This window comes from Yoonia sp. R78084 (assembly GCF_044595625.1).
GTDB lineage: Bacteria > Pseudomonadota > Alphaproteobacteria > Rhodobacterales > Rhodobacteraceae > Yoonia.
Genome location: NZ_CP138993.1, coordinates 1,654,873 through 1,673,074 on the forward strand (window position 1 = coordinate 1,654,873; position 18,202 = coordinate 1,673,074).

18 protein-coding genes are annotated in these 18,202 nt (G+C 58.4%); 9 read left to right on the forward strand and 9 right to left on the reverse strand.

The genetic code is table 11. The features are described from left to right. The first annotated feature begins 42 nt into the window (after positions 1-42). The 3 genes from SJY29_RS08480 (at position 43) to SJY29_RS08490 (ending at position 1,598) form a co-directional block, all read left to right on the forward strand. Positions 43-186, forward strand: coding sequence for a hypothetical protein (locus SJY29_RS08480; RefSeq protein WP_400088721.1), 144 nt, complete (start codon positions 43-45; stop codon positions 184-186). 71 nt (positions 187-257) lie between these two features. Next, positions 258-1,259, forward strand: coding sequence for a type I glyceraldehyde-3-phosphate dehydrogenase (gene gap / locus SJY29_RS08485; RefSeq protein WP_110279056.1), 1,002 nt, complete (start codon positions 258-260; stop codon positions 1,257-1,259). A gap of 180 nt (positions 1,260-1,439) precedes the next feature. Further along, on the forward strand, positions 1,440-1,598 hold the full coding sequence (locus SJY29_RS08490; RefSeq protein WP_400088724.1) for a hypothetical protein: 159 nt from the start codon (positions 1,440-1,442) through the stop codon (positions 1,596-1,598). 48 nt (positions 1,599-1,646) lie between these two features. On the opposite strand, the gene SJY29_RS08495 is transcribed toward SJY29_RS08490, so the two are convergent. The 4 genes from SJY29_RS08495 to SJY29_RS08510 all read right to left on the reverse strand — a co-directional run bounded on the left by SJY29_RS08495 (position 1,647) and on the right by SJY29_RS08510 (position 4,359). Beyond that, a complete protein-coding gene (locus SJY29_RS08495; protein ID WP_400088726.1) occupies positions 1,647-2,423 on the reverse strand; it encodes an alpha/beta hydrolase in 777 nt (258 codons plus the stop codon). Further along, the gene (gene coaD, locus SJY29_RS08500) at positions 2,420-2,914 is read right to left on the reverse strand and encodes a pantetheine-phosphate adenylyltransferase (protein WP_400088728.1); all 495 of its coding nucleotides are present in this window, start codon (positions 2,912-2,914) and stop codon (positions 2,420-2,422) included. Before coaD ends, SJY29_RS08495 begins: the two co-directional genes overlap by 4 nt. A gap of 68 nt (positions 2,915-2,982) precedes the next feature. Then, complete coding sequence (locus SJY29_RS08505; protein ID WP_400088730.1) at positions 2,983-3,417, reverse strand: CBS domain-containing protein; 435 nt, start codon at positions 3,415-3,417, stop codon at positions 2,983-2,985. Between the two features lie 39 nt (positions 3,418-3,456). Beyond that, positions 3,457-4,359, reverse strand: a complete 903-nt coding sequence (locus tag SJY29_RS08510) for a LysR family transcriptional regulator (RefSeq protein ID WP_400088732.1) — start codon at positions 4,357-4,359, stop codon at positions 3,457-3,459. Positions 4,360-4,459: 100 nt separating this feature from the next. Between SJY29_RS08510 and SJY29_RS08515 the strand changes: the two genes are divergently transcribed. After that, a complete protein-coding gene (locus SJY29_RS08515) occupies positions 4,460-5,959 on the forward strand; it encodes a CoA-acylating methylmalonate-semialdehyde dehydrogenase (protein ID WP_110279061.1) in 1,500 nt (499 codons plus the stop codon). Positions 5,960-6,146: 187 nt separating this feature from the next. Here the strand turns inward: SJY29_RS08515 and SJY29_RS08520 are convergent, their stop codons facing one another. Further along, a complete protein-coding gene (locus tag SJY29_RS08520; protein ID WP_110279062.1) occupies positions 6,147-6,563 on the reverse strand; it encodes an Hsp20/alpha crystallin family protein in 417 nt (138 codons plus the stop codon). Positions 6,564-6,911: 348 nt separating this feature from the next. Between SJY29_RS08520 and SJY29_RS08525 the strand changes: the two genes are divergently transcribed. The 4 genes from SJY29_RS08525 (at position 6,912) to SJY29_RS08540 (ending at position 10,634) form a co-directional block, all read left to right on the forward strand. Continuing rightward, entirely contained in the window at positions 6,912-8,048 is a 1,137-nt protein-coding gene (locus SJY29_RS08525; protein WP_400088735.1) for an acyl-CoA dehydrogenase family protein, read from the forward strand. Between the two features lie 49 nt (positions 8,049-8,097). Then, positions 8,098-9,144, forward strand: a complete 1,047-nt coding sequence (locus SJY29_RS08530; protein WP_400088737.1) for an enoyl-CoA hydratase/isomerase family protein — start codon at positions 8,098-8,100, stop codon at positions 9,142-9,144. After that, entirely contained in the window at positions 9,141-10,007 is an 867-nt protein-coding gene (mmsB, locus tag SJY29_RS08535) for a 3-hydroxyisobutyrate dehydrogenase (RefSeq protein ID WP_400088739.1), read from the forward strand. The genes SJY29_RS08530 and mmsB overlap by 4 nt, the downstream gene beginning before the upstream one ends. Before the next feature lie 300 nt (positions 10,008-10,307). Further along, a complete protein-coding gene (locus tag SJY29_RS08540) occupies positions 10,308-10,634 on the forward strand; it encodes a hypothetical protein (RefSeq protein ID WP_400088741.1) in 327 nt (108 codons plus the stop codon). Here the strand turns inward: SJY29_RS08540 and uvrA are convergent, their stop codons facing one another. After that, on the reverse strand, positions 10,635-13,493 hold the full coding sequence (gene uvrA / locus SJY29_RS08545) for an excinuclease ABC subunit UvrA (RefSeq protein WP_400088743.1): 2,859 nt from the start codon (positions 13,491-13,493) through the stop codon (positions 10,635-10,637). 298 nt (positions 13,494-13,791) lie between these two features. Between uvrA and SJY29_RS08550 the strand changes: the two genes are divergently transcribed. Continuing rightward, positions 13,792-14,643 (forward strand): DUF4394 domain-containing protein, encoded by an 852-nt coding sequence (locus SJY29_RS08550; protein ID WP_400088745.1) that lies wholly within the window; start codon positions 13,792-13,794, stop codon positions 14,641-14,643. Positions 14,644-14,723: 80 nt separating this feature from the next. Here the strand turns inward: SJY29_RS08550 and lpdA are convergent, their stop codons facing one another. The 3 genes from lpdA to SJY29_RS08565 all read right to left on the reverse strand — a co-directional run bounded on the left by lpdA (position 14,724) and on the right by SJY29_RS08565 (position 18,198). Next, positions 14,724-16,118, reverse strand: coding sequence for a dihydrolipoyl dehydrogenase (lpdA, locus tag SJY29_RS08555; protein WP_400088747.1), 1,395 nt, complete (start codon positions 16,116-16,118; stop codon positions 14,724-14,726). A 101-nt stretch (positions 16,119-16,219) separates the two neighbouring features. Further along, positions 16,220-16,801, reverse strand: a complete 582-nt coding sequence (locus SJY29_RS08560; RefSeq protein ID WP_110279070.1) for a DUF924 family protein — start codon at positions 16,799-16,801, stop codon at positions 16,220-16,222. A 125-nt stretch (positions 16,802-16,926) separates the two neighbouring features. Then, complete coding sequence (locus SJY29_RS08565) at positions 16,927-18,198, reverse strand: MFS transporter (protein ID WP_110279071.1); 1,272 nt, start codon at positions 18,196-18,198, stop codon at positions 16,927-16,929. Between the last annotated feature and the right edge of the window lie 4 nt (positions 18,199-18,202).

The window sequence follows — 18,202 nt, forward strand, 5'->3', positions numbered from 1 at the left end:
GCGGGCTTTGCCATTTGTGGCATCTGGGCTAAACCTCGGCCCATGACAAATACCATTGCTGTTCTTCTTGGTCTGTTCTTGGTCGCCTTGCTTGGTTTTGACTACCTGCAGTACGACGGGGCGTATGCGCTGTTTCTCTCGCGCAAATTTGTCGAACTTATCGAGTGGCTCGCGTTTTGGCGCTAAAGGCGATCAACGGTTGACCTTTCCGTATAAATCGCAATGTTAGCGCCAACATTGACCCTGAGGAGAGTACCATGGCCGTCAAAGTAGCAATTAACGGATTTGGCCGCATCGGCCGCAACGTCCTGCGGGCAATCGTCGAAAGCGGGCGCACCGATATCGAGGTTGTCGCGATCAACGATCTGGGACCGGTCGAAACCAACGCACACCTGCTTCGCTTTGACAGCGTGCACGGGCGCTTCCCCGCCACGGTGACGACAACCGAAACCACCATCGACGTGGGCCGCGGACCGATTGAGGTGACTGCCATCCGCAATCCCGCAGACTTGCCTTGGTCGAACGTGGATGTTGTGATGGAATGCACCGGCATCTTCACCAGCAAAGAGGCCTGCCAGGCGCATCTTGATAACGGATCAAGCCGTGTTCTGATCTCGGCCCCCGGCAAGGATGCCGACAAAACAATCGTTTACGGCGTGAATGACGGGATGCTGACGGCTGACGATATCATCGTCTCGAACGCATCCTGCACCACGAATTGTCTGTCGCCCGTGGCCAAAGTGCTGAACGATGCGATCGGCATCACCAAAGGTTTCATGACTACAATTCACAGCTACACCGGCGACCAGCCGACGCTGGATACGATGCACAAAGACCTTTACCGCGCCCGTGCCGCCGCCCTGTCGATGATCCCCACCTCGACCGGTGCGGCCAAAGCCGTGGGCCTTGTGCTGCCGGAACTGAACGGCAAACTTGACGGTGTGGCGATCCGTGTGCCAACACCCAATGTGTCGGTCGTGGACCTGACATTCGAGGCCAGCCGCGCCACGACCGTCGAAGAGGTGAACGCCGCCATCATCGCCGCCGCCGATGGCCCGTTGAAGGGAATCCTCGGCTATACCGACCTGCCGATGGTCAGCTCGGACTTCAACCACGACCCCCATTCCTCGATTTTCCATCTGGATCAAACCAAAGTGCTGGACGGTAACATGGTGCGGATCCTGACGTGGTACGACAACGAATGGGGCTTCTCGAACCGCATGTCGGATACAGCCGTTGCGATGGGCAAGCTGATCTAATCCAGCCACCTTAGACGTGAAAAAGCCGGTCCCCTGGATCGGCTTTTTTTTGTGCAACTTGCAAAAACCGCCATGCAAAAGATGCATAACCGCTAGCGCTAACTGTCAGTTGTTCTGCGCTGCAGCATTGCTATCTGTAGTGCACGGAATGAAGCAAAACGCACACAAAGGAGCACGCATATGACCGTATTGAACATAGTTCGCACCGCCGTCCAGAAACGCGTGGCCTATAGCCGCCTAAAGCATGAACTGGCCTCAATGCCACTGGAAACAGCCATCGACCTTGGCATGTTCCGTGAGGACGCCGCGAAAATCGCAGCCAAACGCATCTACGGCTAAACGCTTACGATCACGGACAGAAGACCGGCCGCGCCTTCGGGTGCGGCTTTAGTTTTTGGGCAGCCCGTTCAGGAAAGCATTGATCCTGTCCCGATACCCCGCCTGTCCGGCCAGATTGTTATGGGTGGCACCTGCGACCTCATGGAAGGTGACAGACAGGCCCGCCACATCCATCGCGTTCGCCAGTTGCGCACCATAGCCGATGGGGATCAGTTGATCGGCCGTGCCGTGCTGGATCAGAACCGGTGCATTCAGAGCAGGCACATCGTCCAGCGACCGCCACTTCTGCACGAAAGGCAGAAAGCAGGCTGGCAGATAGGACCCTTTGGTCATCAATGTACAAAGCGTGGGATAGGGCGCATCAAGCAACACCGCCGCCACATCCCGTCGTGCCGCCACATGAATGGCTAGCCCGGTGCCCAGCGAAAACCCGTGCACCGCAATCGGCCCGTCGTGCTGTGCGGCGAGCCAATCATAGGCGGCCAGCGCATCGGCCTTGAGGCCCTGCTCGGACGGGCGCCCCGCGATACCGGCCCCGCCCCTGTATTCCAGCGCCGCAACGGTCCTGCCCGCATCCTGATGTGCATCCAGCGAATAGGTGAAATAAGCCAGCGACCCGCCGTTCCCCATAAAGAACAACACCGCCATGTCATCTTGGCCCTCAGAGATCGCGACAGAAACATCACGGTCTGATACCGTCTCTTGACGAAACGCAGGGTTCTCAAAGGCGTCAGCACCAAAAGGATAGATGATGCGGGGATGGGCAACCACCATCACGGCAGCATAAAGCAGATAGGTGCCAACCAGCATCCAGAGCCAGCTCAACCGCCGAACCGCTCTTTCAACGCGGTGTTGACGGCGGGTGTCACGAATTTAGACACATCCCCCCCAAGACGCGCGATCTCTTTCACCAGCTTGGACGCAATCGCCTGATGCTGGGCCTCGGCCATCAGAAACACGGTCTCGATTGAATTATCCAGCACACGGTTCATACCAACCATCTGATATTCATACTCAAAATCCGCCACCGCACGCAAACCGCGAATAATCATCGAGGCCCCCACGTCGCGGGCACAGTCAATCAGCAGGTTTTCAAACGGATGGGCCACGATTTCACATCCGCTCTTTGCAGAAAGCAGCTTCACCTCGGCCTCGATCATCTCGACCCGTTCCTCCAAGGTGAACAACGGGCCTTTGTCTCGGTTGATCGCCACACCGATGACAAGCCGATCCACCAGCGTGGCAGCACGGCGGATGATATCAAGATGTCCATGCGTGACCGGATCAAAGGTACCGGGATAAAGTCCTACGCGCATGGCAAACCTCTTGGTGTTCTGAATTTTTGCCAAGCAACATTATTGCGCAGCAGAATGCAAGGCGGGCCTTAGTGGCCCATGATCATGCCTTCGAGCGACTCTTTTTCCATCGCGAGTTGCGACAAGCGGCCCTTTACAGCGTCCCCGATAGAAATCAGGCCCACCATACGGCCCCCATCCATGACCGGCAGGTGGCGGAACCGCCCGGCGGTCATCATTTCCAGCACCTCCAGCGCCGAATCCGTCGGGGTACAGGTGGTCAGCTTTGCCGTCATCAGCGCACTGACAGGATCACTCAAACAGGCCGCCCCCCGTTTGCCCAATTCACGCACAATGTCACGTTCGGACAGGATGCCATCCAGAGCCGCACCATCAGAAGACACGACAACGGTACCGATACGGTGCTCTGACAAGAGCTTGGCCGCATCAGCCACAGATGATGAGGGCGTCACCGAAATCACACCAACCTCAGGTTTCGACTTCAACATTTGGGAAACTAACATGGGTGGAACTCCTTGGTTCTCCTCCGGAATTTCAGCGTGTCAAACGGGGGGGCTAGCTGTCAAGCGTGCTGTGCGTTCGAGCCGCACAACTTCGTCCTGTATTCCCGCCCGCAGCGCCTGCGCAAACCGCGTCAAACGGTCAAGCCGCCGGTCCGAGGTATGCCGCACCAGATAGAATGACCGCGTCAGCGCCACTTGGTCAGGCAACACCATCTGCACCTCGGGCGCAAAGGGCAGCGCGAAATCATGCACGATCCCGACACCCGCCTGCCGGATCATCTGTAACTGCACCGCCACGGAATTCGACGCCATCTGCACGCCAGCCACATCAATCGCGCTGAGGTAATCCAGCTCTTTGTCGAAAATCATATCCGGAATATAACCCACGATCCGCCGCCCCTTCAGATCGGCCAGACTCTGCAAAGGGGGCGCATCCGAACGCATCGCAAGATGCAGCTGATAGTCCGTGATCTTCTGCACTGTCAGCCGCCCTGCGGCGGGCGGGCTGACGGTAATCGCCATATCTGCCTCGCGCCGTGACAGGTTGACGACACGAGGCAGCGCCAGAATTTGCACCTCAAGATCAGGGTTCCTTGCCTGAATAGCCGCGCAAACCTGCGGCAAAAGGTAATTCGCCGCCCCGTCCGGCGCCCCGATCCGGATTTGCCCCGTCAGCCCCGCACGTTCGCCCTGCCCCTCATCGGCAATCCGTGCAAGATGCACCTCGGCCTCGGCCGCGCGTTCCTTCATCCGTTCACCCAGATCGGTCAACGCATAACCCTGCGGAGATTTCACAAAAAGCGCGGCACCCAGATTGCGCTCAAGCCGCGCAATCCGGCGGCCCAAGGTCGAGGGGTCCATTTTCAGCACAGGTGCGGCCGCCGACAGGCCCTCGGCCCGCGCGACGGCCAGAAACACCCGCATATCATCCCAGTTTTCCATAGCACCCTTGCATTTTTGCAAAATGATTTTGGAATATTGGTTCTTTTACGCGGAAAAACGCAAGGATATAATCGCACCAAACCAACATTTGGAGGATCCCATGCAAGAGTTGACCCACTACATCAACGGCGAACACGTCAAAGGGACGTCCGGCCGTTTTGCCGACGTCTTCAACCCCGCCACCGGCGAAGTGCAGGCCAAAGTGCCGCTCGCAAACGCCGCCGAAATGGCGAAAGCCGTTGAAATCGCGGCGAAAGCCCAACCGGCATGGGCCAAAGTGAACCCCCAGCGCCGCGCCCGCGTGATGATGGCCTTTGTGGGTCTTCTGAACCGCGATATGGACAAACTGGCCGAGGCACTCAGCCGCGAGCACGGCAAAACCCTGCCAGACGCCAAAGGCGACGTGATCCGTGGGCTTGAGGTCGTGGAATACTGCATCGGTGCGCCACAGCTTCTGAAAGGTGAATTCACCGACAGCGCAGGCCCCGGCATCGACATGTATTCGATGAAACAGCCTTTGGGTGTCACCGCCGGCATCACGCCCTTCAACTTCCCCGCCATGATCCCGATGTGGATGTTCGCCCCCGCCATCGCCTGCGGCAACGCCTTTATCCTCAAACCCTCCGAGCGTGACCCGTCCGTGCCGCTGATGCTGGCCGAACTGATGGAAGAAGCAGGGCTGCCAAAAGGCATCCTGCAGGTCGTCAACGGCGACAAGGAAGCGGTCGACGCGATCCTTTACGACGACACGATCCAGTCGGTCGGTTTCGTGGGTTCAACGCCGATTGCGGAATACATCTACGGGACAGGCTGTGCGCAGGGCAAACGCGTGCAGTGCTTTGGTGGTGCCAAGAACCACATGATCATTATGCCCGACGCCGACATGGATCAGGCCGCCGATGCGCTGGTCGGCGCAGGCTACGGTGCTGCTGGCGAACGCTGCATGGCGATTTCGGTGGCTGTGGCCGTGGGTGATGAGACCGCTGACCGTCTGCTCGAGAAGCTCGTCCCCAAAGTCGAGGCGCTGAAGGTCGGCCCCTATACTGCAGGCAATGACGTGGACTATGGCCCCGTTGTCACTGCTGCCGCCAAGGCCAACATCGAACGTCTGGTGCAAACCGGCATCGACCAAGGCGCGAAACTGGTCGTTGATGGCCGTAACTTCAAACTGCAAGGATACGAGGACGGCTTCTTTGTCGGCCCGCACCTCTTTGACAACGTCACCAAGGACATGGACATCTACAAGACCGAAATCTTCGGCCCCGTCCTGTCGACCATCCGCGCCAAAACCTATGAAGAGGCCATCGGCCTTGCCATGGACCACGAATATGGCAACGGCACCGCGATCTTCACCCGCGACGGTGACACCGCCCGCGATTTCGCCAACCGCATCAACATTGGCATGGTCGGTGTGAACGTACCGATCCCCGTACCGCTGGCCTACCACACCTTCGGCGGCTGGAAGAAATCCATGTTCGGCGACCTCAACCAGCACGGCCCCGATGCTTTCAAGTTCTACACACGGACCAAGACGATCACATCGCGCTGGCCATCGGGCATAAAAGAAGGCGGCGAGTTCTCGATCCCCTTGATGGACTAAAACATCAAAGGCCCACCGGAAACGGTGGGCCTTTTTGGTTGCTGCCGGCTGCTTTGCCCGGCCAGCGCCAGGTGCAGGCGTTTTGCGCATAGACAGACGCTGCCCGCACTACAGCGGCGCGCAACAACGCAGCACTTGGTCAGGCCGATTGCCCTTTCAAATGCCGCTCCGGCAGTTCCTTCTCGCATTAGCCCTTGCGGATCTCGACCTTCGCGGCTTCCCGTTGCTTCGGGGCCGTCTTCGGAATGGTGATGGTCAACACACCGTCCTTGAGCTGGGCATCCACATCTTCGCCGCGGGCGTCAGGGGGCAGACGAAACGAACGACTGAAGGCGCCATAGTGCCGCTCCGAAAAGTACCATGTATCCCCCTTGTCTTCGCGCTCGGTGCGCTTTTCGCCCTTCAGCAGAACGACACCGTCCTCGACACTGAGGTTGATGTCCTTTTCTTCCACGCCGGGCAGCTCGACAGCAATGCGGTACGCATCATCATCTCCTGAAGCTTCGGACGCGGGCGCCAGCCATTCCGAGACACGTTCACCCAGTTGGCGAAATGGATCGTAGAGTGATGGCCAAAAGCCGCTGGTGTGGGATTTCTCAACCATATCCGTACTCCTCTTTGATAGGTGTATCTTGCGAAAGGAACTACTTCACCCGGCATCAACGGGTTTTGATCTTTCTCAAACGCGGACTCGCAACAGGGTCCGGGGTCTCGAAGCTGTCAACATGGTGAAGACTTTGGCGCGTGGCGATGCCCCCGAGCAGCTTGAACGGGATGGCGCTTGCGACGTTCGGGTTCTTCAGTGAAGGCTTTTCGGGTAGGTCAACCGGCGCAGACGGATGACGTCATTATCTGCACGCCTTCAAGCCGTCCGCCTCAGCTAGGACTTGCCAACTACATCTGTTCCGCGCAAGATATGAACAAGCGTTCAATTCCTTGACGGGAGGCAAAGATGGATTTCGCTCTGACCGAAGAACAGTCTGCCATTTTCGACATGGCCCGCGATTTCGGTGCCGAACATATCGCGCCCCATGCCCGCACATGGGAGGCCGAAGGCACCATCCCCAAAGCACTCTGGCCCAAGCTTGCGGAACTCGGTTTCGGCGGGCTCTATGTGTCCGAAGAGCGCGGCGGCACCGGTCTGTCGCGGCTTGATGCGACATTGGTCTTCGAGGCGCTGTCGCAGTCCTGCGCCTCTGTCGCGGCCTTCCTGTCGATCCACAACATGTGCGCGCGCATGATTGACGCCTATGGCACCGACGCGCTAAAGGACCGCATGCTGCCAAAGGCGCTCAGCATGGAAACGATCCTGTCCTACTGCCTCACTGAACCCGGGTCAGGCTCGGACGCGGCGGCACTCAAGACCAAAGCAGCACGCGACAATTCCGGCTATCTTCTGACCGGCACCAAAGCGTTCATCTCGGGTGGCGGCTATTCCGACGCTTATATCGTGATGGCGCGCACAAGCGATGATGGCCCCAAAGGGATCAGCGCCATCGTGGTCGAGGATGGTGCGGCTGGTCTGTCTTTCGGCGGGCTTGAGGATAAAATGGGCTGGCGTTCGCAACCCACGCGGCAGGTGCAGATGGACAGCTGCCCTGCCCCTGCCGAGAACCTGCTGGGCGAAGAAGGCCAAGGCTTCAAATACGCCATGGCCGGCCTTGATGGCGGGCGTCTGAATATCGCGGCTTGTTCGATCGGTGCCGCCCAAGCCGCCCTTGATCAAACCGTGGCCTACATGGCCGAACGCCGCGCCTTCGGCAAATCCATCGACCAGTTTCAGGGGCTACAATTCCGGCTTGCCGATATGGAAATCGCCCTGCAATCGGCCCGCACTTTCCTGCGCCAAGCGGCATGGAAGCTTGACACAGGCGCACCGGACGCCACGAAATTCTGCGCCATGGCCAAGAAGCTCTGCACCGAAACAGGTAGCAATGTGGCCGACCAGTGCCTGCAATTGCATGGCGGCTACGGCTATCTGGCTGACTACGGGGTCGAAAAGATCGTGCGTGATCTGCGCGTGCATCAGATTTTGGAAGGCACCAACGAAATCATGCGCCTGATCACCGCGCGCCATATGATCCAGTAACTCACGCCGTCCCGGACCCCGATCCGGAACCTCACAAGGGCCCACCGAAGTGACTGACATCATCATCCGCAAATCCGGCAAAGCAGGCCTCATCACGCTGAACCGTCCCAAAGCACTGAATGCGCTGACATGGGATATGTGTCTGGCAATCGAGGCAGCACTGGATGCATGGCGGTCCGATCCCGAGGTCGCCCTGATCCTCATCGACGGCGCAGGCGACCGCGCCTTTTGTTCCGGCGGCGACATTGCGGAAATGTACGCCTCTGGCCAAAAGGGCGATCTCGACTATGGCCGCCGCTTTTGGCGTGACGAATATCGCCTCAATGCCAAGATCCGACGCTATCCCAAGCCCGTCGTCAGCTTCCTGCACGGCTTTACCATGGGCGGCGGGGTTGGTGTCGGCTGTCATGCGTCCCACCGTATCGTCTGCGAAAACAGCCAGATCGCCATGCCCGAGTGCAGCATCGGTCTTGTCCCCGATGTGGGCGGCTCACTCCTCCTCGCACAAGCACCCGGGCATTGCGGTGAATTCCTCGGGCTCAGCGGGGACCGTATGGACACCGGCGATGCGCTCTACGCCGGTTTCGCCGACCAGTTTATCCCGCAAGAGGGTTGGGCGGACCTGAAAGAGACGCTGATCAGCACGGGCGACGCGTCCTTGGTCGAAGCCGCATCAGCACCCACGCCGCCCGCACGGCTGGCCACATGGCAAGCCGAAATCGACAGCTGCTTTGGCGGTGCTGCACTTTCCGACATCTACCGAGCCATGGCGGCCACGCCGGACGGCCCTGCCATCACCCACGCGCGCAAGCTGATGGACCGGAACGCCCCGTTGGGCATGGCTGTCGCGGTCAGGATCATACAGGCCGCCCGCCGCACCCCCGGCATCGAAGAGGCTTTGGAGCGCGAATTCCGCTACACTTATCGCTGTGTGGCACAGGGGGACTTTATCGAAGGCATCCGCGCGGCCATCATTGACCGTGACCGCAGCCCGAAATGGCAGCACGCCAGTTGGGAGGCTGTAAAAGATGAAGACGTCGCCGCAATGACCCAAGACCTCGGGCCAAACGCCTTGCAATGGAAGGAAACAACATGAAAATCGGTTTCATCGGACTGGGCAACATGGGCGCGCCCATGGCTGCAAACCTCGCCAAATCGCATGAGGTGGTGGGCTTTGATACCATCGCTGCACCCGCCGGCCTGACCCTTGCGCAAAGCGCCGCAGCGGCTGCAAAAGACGCCGACGTCGTCATCACCATGCTGCCCAACGGCGATATCCTGCGTGCAGTCGCAGCCGAAATTCACCCCGCCATGAAGGCAGGGGCTATCCACCTTGACTGCTCGACCGTCGATGTTGAAAGCGCGCGCGCCGTAGCCGCAGAGGCCGAGGCCGCAGGCCTTTCTGCCATCGACGCTCCCGTGTCAGGCGGCATCGGCGGGGCCGTCAACGGCACGCTCACCTTCATGGCGGGCGGCCCTGCCGCAGCCTTCGCCACTGTCGAACCGCTCTTTGCGATCATGGGGCAGAAGGCGGTGCACTGCGGGCCGTCAGGAAACGGCCAGGCGGCCAAGATCTGCAACAACATGATCCTTGGCGTCACGATGATCGCCACCTGCGAAGCTTTCGCGCTGGCCGACAAACTGGGGCTGGACCGGCAGGCAATGTTCGATGTGGTCAGCACGTCATCCGGAGCATCATGGAGCGTGAATGCCTATTGCCCCGCCCCGGGGATTGGCCCGCAGAGCCCCGCAGACAACGGATACAAACCGGGCTTTGCTGCCGAACTGATGCTCAAAGATCTGAACCTGAGCCAGATGGCAGCCGAGGCCGTCGATGCCGATACACCAATGGGGCTGGCCGCACGCGATCTCTATGCACATTTTGTGGATGATGAGGACGGGCGGGGCAAGGACTTCTCCGCCATGCTGCCGCGATTTGAAACGCGCAAGCGCAGCTAGGGTCGGCTGTGACCGCATAGCCGACAAACACCGTGATAGGCGGGAATCCGCTAGTCAGCGGCGCAGTGCCACTGACAAAAAAGTGAGTCATCTTGAAAATGATCTGGGCGCCTCCGATTTCCGACACATTCAGTCAGGAAAAAGGAGATTACCGTGCAAGACAACAAGATAACCACCCTTAACGCTTCGTCAGTGTCCCACTGGTTGAAGAAAGACATCACCGTCAGCGCACCCGGTTGGGTATTTGCCCTTGCCGCTGCGGTGGCAGTTATTCTGCTTGGCGTGGCACTGGATTAAGCCATGAAAACAAAAGCTATTGTTACCGCCCTTCTGCTGGCATCGCCCTCATTTGCGCTTGCCGAACTGACAATTGCAGACCTGCAGCCTGACACGCAAGTGACGATCACCGGCGTGGTCGACCGTATCGCGGACGAGGACACCTTCATCCTGCGCGACCCAAGCGGCGAGATCGAGGTTTATCTTGGACCTAACCTCGTTCCGGTTTCCGTAGGTGCTGAAGTCACTGTTGCAGGGCTTGTCGATGACGGCCCCGTGCCAGAGATCTATGCCCGCACAGTCACCACCAGCGACGGTGAGGTCTTTACCTTCAGTTACAATTACGACTGATCACTCAGCAGCAACTTTACGGGCCGAGAGCATCTCTTTGAGATATCGGCCCGTATGACTTTCGGGCACCTCTGCCACTTCCTCGGGCGTTCCCGTGGCAACAACCTGACCACCGCCATCACCACCCTCGGGTCCGATGTCGATGATATGGTCAGCGGTTTTCACCACATCGAGGTTGTGTTCGATCACAATCACCGAGTTGCCCTGATCGACCAATTCGTGCAGCACTTCCAACAGCTTGCGCACATCTTCGAAATGCAGACCAGTTGTCGGTTCGTCCAGAATATAGAGCGTGCGCCCCGTCGACCGCCGCGCCAGTTCCTTGGACAGCTTCACGCGCTGCGCTTCCCCGCCTGACAGCGTCGTCGCTTGCTGGCCCACCTTGATGTAGCCCAGCCCCACACGCATCAGCGCATCCATCTTTTCACGGATCGACGGCACGGCGGTAAAGAAGGTCTGCGCATCCTCAACGGTCATATCCAGCACATCGGCAATCGACATGCCCTTGAACTTGATCTCCAGCGTCTCGCGGTTATAGCGCGCGCCCTTGCAGGTTTCGCAGGTCACATAGACATCCGGCAGGAAGTGCATCTCGATCTTGATAACACCGTCACCCTGACAGGCCTCACAGCGCCCGCCTTTGACGTTGAAACTGAACCGCCCCGGTTTGTACCCCCGCGCCTTCGCTTCGGGCATACCGGCGAACCATTCCCTGATAGGCGTAAAGGCCCCCGTATAGGTGGCAGGGTTCGAGCGTGGCGTGCGCCCGATGGGGCGCTGGTCAATGTCGATCACCTTGTCCAGATGCTCGAACCCTTTGATCGTCTCGCACGGGCCCGGCGTCTGGCGCGCACCGTTCAACTTCATCGACGCATTCTTGAACAGCGTCTCGATTGTCAGGGTCGACTTCCCCCCGCCCGAGACACCGGTGACACAGACGAACTGCCCCAGCGGGAAATCCACGGTCACATTCTGCAGGTTGTTGCCGGTGGCCTTGACCACCGTCAGCTTCTTGCCCTTGCCCTTCCGGCGTTTGGCAGGGACCGCAATTTCACGCGCCCCGATCAGGTACTGACCGGTCACAGACGCCTCATTCGCCATAATCTCGGCGGGCGTCCCTTGGGCCACGACCTGACCGCCATGCACCCCTGCCCCGGGGCCAATATCAAAGACGTAATCCGCCTCGCGGATCGCCTCTTCGTCATGTTCCACAACGATCACGGTATTGCCCTGATCGCGCAGGTTCTTCAACGTCGTCAGCAAACGGTCGTTGTCGCGCTGGTGCAGGCCGATTGACGGCTCATCCAGCACGTAAAGCACACCTTGCAGGCCCGAGCCGATCTGGCTGGCCAGCCTGATGCGCTGGCTTTCACCACCCGACAACGTGCCGGAATTGCGCGACAGGGTCAGATATTCAAGACCAACGTTATTCAAGAAACCCAAACGCTCGCGGATTTCCTTCAGGATCGCAGCGGCAATTTCGTTTTTCTGCTTGCTGAGTGACGACGGCACATCCTGACACCAGTCATAGGCCTCTTTGATCGACATCTTCACGACCTGCCCCACGTGCAAGCCGCCAATCTTGACCGCCAAGGCCTCTTCGCGCAGACGGTAGCCGCCACAAGTGCCGCAATTGCGGTTGTTCTGGAAATTCTCGAACTCTTCGCGGATCCAGTTGCTGTCCGTCTCGCGATAGCGGCGTTCCATATTCGGGATCACGCCCTCGAACGCGCGTTCAACCTGATAGACGCGACCGCCTTCATCGTAACGGAACTTGATCTCTTCCTTGCCGGAACCGTACAGGAACACCTGCTGTATCTTCGGGTCGAGATCTTTCCAGCGGGCGTTTTTGTTAAAGCCGTAGTGTTTGGCGATCAACTCGATAGTTTGCAGGAAATACGGGCTCTTGCCCTTGCGCCACGGGGCCAGAGCGCCATCAGCAATTTTCAGGGTCACATCGGGCACAACAAGTTGTTCATCGAAAAACAGCTCAACGCCCAGACCGTCACAAGAAGGGCAAGCCCCGAAGGGCGCATTGAACGAAAACAGCCGTGGCTCGATTTCTGGGATGGTGAAGCCGGACACAGGACAGGCAAAATTCTCCGAAAAGGTCAGACGCTCGGGTTCACCCTCTTTGGGCGCGGTTTCGAGAATTGCGATTCCATCCGCCAGATCCAGTGCTGTGCGGAAACTGTCGGCCAATCGTGTCTCAAGCCCTTCGCGCACAACAATCCGGTCAACAACCACATCAATATCGTGGCGGAATTTCTTATCCAGCGTCGGCGGTTCATCCAGCTCGTAGAACTGCCCATCCACTTTGACGCGCTGAAAGCCCTGCTTGCGCAGATCCAGGAACTCCTTGCGATACTCGCCCTTGCGGTCCCGAATGATCGGCGCGAGCAGATAGCCACGCGTCCCTTCTTCCAGCGCCATGACGCGGTCGACCATATCCTGCACCTGTTGTGCTTCGATCGGCAGGCCGGTGGCGGGGCTGTAAGGGGTGCCGGCACGGGCAAAAAGCAGGCGCAGGTAGTCGTAAATCTCGGTAATGGTGCCGACGGTCGAGCGCGGGTTCTTTGATGTTGTCTTCTGCTCGATCGAAATCGCGGGGGACAGGCCGCTGATGTGATCGACATCCGGCTTTTCCATCATATCCAGAAACTGGCGCGCATAGGCCGAAAGCGACTCAACATAGCGCCGCTGCCCTTCGGCATAGATCGTGTCGAACGCCAAAGACGATTTGCCAGACCCCGACAGGCCCGTGATCACGACCAACTGGTCGCGCGGAATATCCACGTCGATGTTCTTCAGGTTATGCTCACGCGCACCGCGCACTTCGATATTCTTCAGTTCAGCCATCTCGACCCCCAGAGCCTACAGACATCAGATAGCAGTCCCGAAGCGAACCGCCAGCCCGTCTTGGGAACATTCGTGAAACATTTTGCAGAAATCTTCGCCAAAGGACAGACCAGCCTTCACGCAGCTTGGCAAAAAACAGCCACGCCATCAGGCACAAACAGCGAGGATACACGCAAGCGCGAAGCCGATAGTTTCACTTTCACAATAAAGTTTAATCTATTTACTTTCAATGAGTTAGATTGGATTCCTTATGTCAAGTCAGGCCCAGCAGCCGACGCAAACCGAAAGGAAAACGACCATGAAAAAGACACTGATTTCCGCAGCAGCTCTCACAATCCTCGCTGCCCCCGCATTTGCCGCAGGCCACGCAAGCCCTGCCTCGGGCTATGGCCTGACGAACGACGGCCGCACGCTTGTGATGTTTCCCGGCCTTGTCGAGGCAGGCGCATCTGTTGATCTCTCCACCCCTGTCGACGCTATCGCCTACCGCCCTGTTACCGGAGATGTGATCGGAATCACCCGTGACGGCATGGTCTACGGGATCGACACCGTCACCGGCGCAGTCACGGCCATGGAGAACACTGTCGCCCCCGAGGTGATGATCGGTGCAGATGCGGCGATGGGCTTTGATTTTAACAACCAGATCGACGCGGTGCGCGCCGTCACGACCGATGGGGTGAACCTTGTCTATTTCCCCATGGGCTTTGGTGACATGGACGCGCGCGCAAACTCGGTCCTGCGTTTTACCGATCTGGCCTATGCCGCCGGTGATGCCAACGAAGGCAGTGCAGCCATGATCTTTGCCAACGCCTACACCAACGCCATCAACGGCATGACAGCATCAGAAACCGCGCAATACGCGCTGGATGCCGAAACCAATGCGTTGGTCACACTTGCCAATAACGCGGGTACTCTGACCACGGTCGCTCCGATCACGATTGACGGTGCAGTTGCCGATCTGTCGATCATGGGCGGTTTTGAAATTGTCTCGCCTGCCGAAGGCGAAAACATGGCCTATGCCATTCTGATGCTCGAAGGTGCGGATACATCCGGTCTTTACAGCATCGACCTGACCACCGGTGAGGCAACCATGATGGCCGATGCAGGCATGCGCGCCTACACAGGTTTCGCTGCGATGCTGCCGAACTAGGCTTTCTACTGGCACCAAAAAACCCGCCCTTTTCAGCAAGGGGCGGGTTTTGCATGGCGTAAGGTGGATCTCGATCCACCTTACATGTGGATCACACGGTCATAGGCATCCAGCACGCTTTCATGCATCATCTCCGATAGCGTCGGATGCGGGAAGACGGTGTTCATCAGGTCTTCCTCGGTCGTCTCGAGCTGACGCCCCACAACATAGCCCTGAATCAGCTCGGTCACTTCGGCACCCACCATATGCGCGCCCAACAACTCACCTGTTTTGGCATCAAACACTGTCTTGATCATGCCCTCCGGCTCACCAAGGGCAATCGCCTTGCCGTTGCCGATGAACGGGAACCGCCCGACCTTGATGTCATAGCCCAGTTCTTTGGCCTTCGCCTCGGTATAGCCGACTGACGCAACCTGCGGATGGCAATAGGTACAGCCCGCGATGCTTTCCGGCTTGACCGGATGCGCGTGTTTACCCGCAATCAGGTCGGCCACCATCACCCCTTCGTGGCTGGCCTTATGCGCCAGCCATGGCGCGCCCGCGATATCACCAATCGCATAAAGCCCTTCAACACCGGTGCGGCAGAACTCATCGGTGATCACATGGGTGCGGTCAATCTTCACGCCCAGTTCTTCCAGCCCCAGACCTTCCACATTGCCCACAATCCCCACAGCGGAAATGACCGTATCGAATTCCATTTTCTCGGTCTTGCCACCTGTCTCGATATGGGCAGTGACTTTGCCTTTGCCACGATCAAGTTGCTTGACCGTTGATTTCTCCATGATCTTCATGCCCTGCTTGACGAATTGCTTCTTGGCAAAGGCCGAGATCTCGGCGTCTTCCACAGGCAGCACGCGGTCCATGACTTCGACCACAGTCGTGTCAGCGCCCAGCGTGTTGTAGAAGCTGGCAAATTCAATCCCGATCGCGCCCGAGCCGATCACCAGAAGCTTCTTTGGCATCTTTTTGGGCTGGAGCGCATGGCGGTAGGTCCAGACCAGATCACCATCGGCCTCGAGGCCTGGCAACTCGCGTGCCCGTGCGCCTGTCGCCAGCACGATGTTCTTGGCTGTCAGCTCATCCGTGCCCTTTTCGCCCTTCACGGTGACTTTGCCTTTGGCTGGGATCGTGGCCTCACCCATGAAGACGGTCACTTTGTTCTTCTTCATCAGATGACCGATCCCGCCCGACAACTGCCCCGCAACCGCGCGGCTGCGCTTGACCACCGCATCCAGATCATAATCAACGCCGGTCGCCTTGAGGCCGAATTCTTTGGCACGGTGCATCAGGTGAAAGACTTCCGATGACCGGAGCATCGCCTTGGTGGGAATACAGCCCCAGTTCAGACAAATCCCGCCAAGGTTCTCGCGCTCGACAATGGCAACCTTCATGCCAAGCTGCGAGGCACGGATTGCCGCCACATAGCCGCCCGGTCCGGCACCAATTACAATCAGGTCAAAGTTCTGTGCAGCCATGGGTGGCCCTCCAATTCGAAATTTAGTTGAACACTAAACTATTTTCCGGACGACCTCCAGTGACCTTAGGTCATAACAGCCAACCGGTTGGCGCAACGGCGCTATTTTGCAGCTTCCTGCTGCGCGCGATAGGCCGCACCATAGCCGCCTTCATCCAGAAACGCCTGTTCGGCCGGCGTTGTTTTGCGCCCCAGGGCATCATTGCGATAGGGAAACCGGCCAAAATCGCGGATCACAGCGCGGTGCGCGCAGGCATGATCACGATTGCCCGCTCCATGCTCCGGCATCCGCGTGTGAATCAGGCGGACGGCACGATCCTGATCCGACAGATTCTCCGAATGCATAAGGGGCAGATAGAAAAACTGGCGTGCAGGCTCGTCAATCTTCAGATCCCAGTCGCGATCAATCGCCATCTTGGCAGCCGCACGCGCAATTCCGTCCGTGGCAAAGGCCTCGCCTTTCCCGCGGAACATATTGCGCGGAAACTGATCGGTCAGAATGATATAGGCCAGGACGCCCGATGGATATGTGAGCCAAAGACCGTAAGCGCCTTCGGTCGCTTCCTGCCACGCCACCCCAAACCTGTCCCGGATCAATGCGTCAAACGCAGGATCACTCTTATACCAGTCGGCAGGCGTACATTCGTCCAGCCAAAACGCCAACACCTCTTGGGGGGTTACCACGGCACCGCTCCTTGATGATCCTCACTCCTGTCCCATTGCAAACAGACTAATTGGTGCCTGACAAGTGTTTAGAAGGTCACATCATCTTGCGAAATGACATGAGAGGTCGGCTTGGTGCCGCAAGATCACGTTTGTGTCGCCTCTTCTTCGAGTTCAACCTCTTCGATATACATCTCTTGCGCCAGTTCGGCCGCAACAGGTGTGGAAGCCGCGGAGACCGGCGCATAGGGGACAGTCACGCTCTCGGTCTCAAGATGTTCGCGGCTCCGCTGTGTTGCGCGGTAGATGCCATAAAATCCGACAGACGCCATCAGGACGGCTGTAAACAGCCAGAACCCGTTGTCACCGATGCTATCCATAATGAAGCCCACAGTCAGCGGGCCCGCAATGGCCCCCACCCCGTTAATGAACAACAACCCGCCCGAGGCCGCCGCCATATCCTCTTTCTCGAGATAGTCGTTGGCATAGGCGATCAGCAGCGCATAGAGCGGGTTCGACATGCCGCCCACAATGGCCCCGCTTATCACGATCAGCACATAGTGGCCGGGCACAAGGAAGGCGATCATTGATCCCGCCGCACCGAACAGGGAAATCCACACGATCAGGGCCCGCCGGTCCATGCGGTCAGACAGCCACCCGATCGGGTACTGCAAGACAAGTGCTGCAATATAAATGGCCGAAATAAACAACGAGATTTCGGACACTGTCAGCCCCACGCGGCTGCCGTACACCGCCGACATGCCGAACTGCGCCGAAAACACGCCGCCCAGCATGAACATCCCGAAACAGGCCAGCGGCGAGGCGTTGATCAAATCACGCAGCTTCATCGGTTTGGTGGATGCAAAGGCAGGCATCGGGCGCACCGACAAAAGCACAGGCGCAAAGGCCAGAGACACCAGAATGGACGGGATGATGAACAGGACATAGCCCGAAACATCCCCCTGGCTGACAATCCACTGGGCAAACACGATCCCCGCCATCTGCGTGATCATGTAGAGCGACAGGGATTTGCCACGGTTTTCATTGCTGGACGCATCATTCAGCCAGCTTTCAGCGGTGATATACACGCCACAAAAGCAGAACCCGATGATCACGCGGCCAATGGTCCATGCCCAAGGCTCGATCAGCACCGGATAGGCCACAAGCACCGCCGAAATCATCGACCCGAGGGCTGCGAACACCCGCACGTGTCCGACACGGCGGATCAGCTCGGGCGTGTAGCGCGAACTGAACAAGAACCCCAAGAAATAGGCCGACATGACGATCGAGAGTTCGAAGGTGCTGAACCCCTCTGCCTCGCCGCGCAGACCCAGAAGCGTGCCTTGCAGACCATTGCCCACCATCAACATGAACATGCCGACGAACAAAGCCCAAGAGCCGGTAAATACCTGAAACATGACA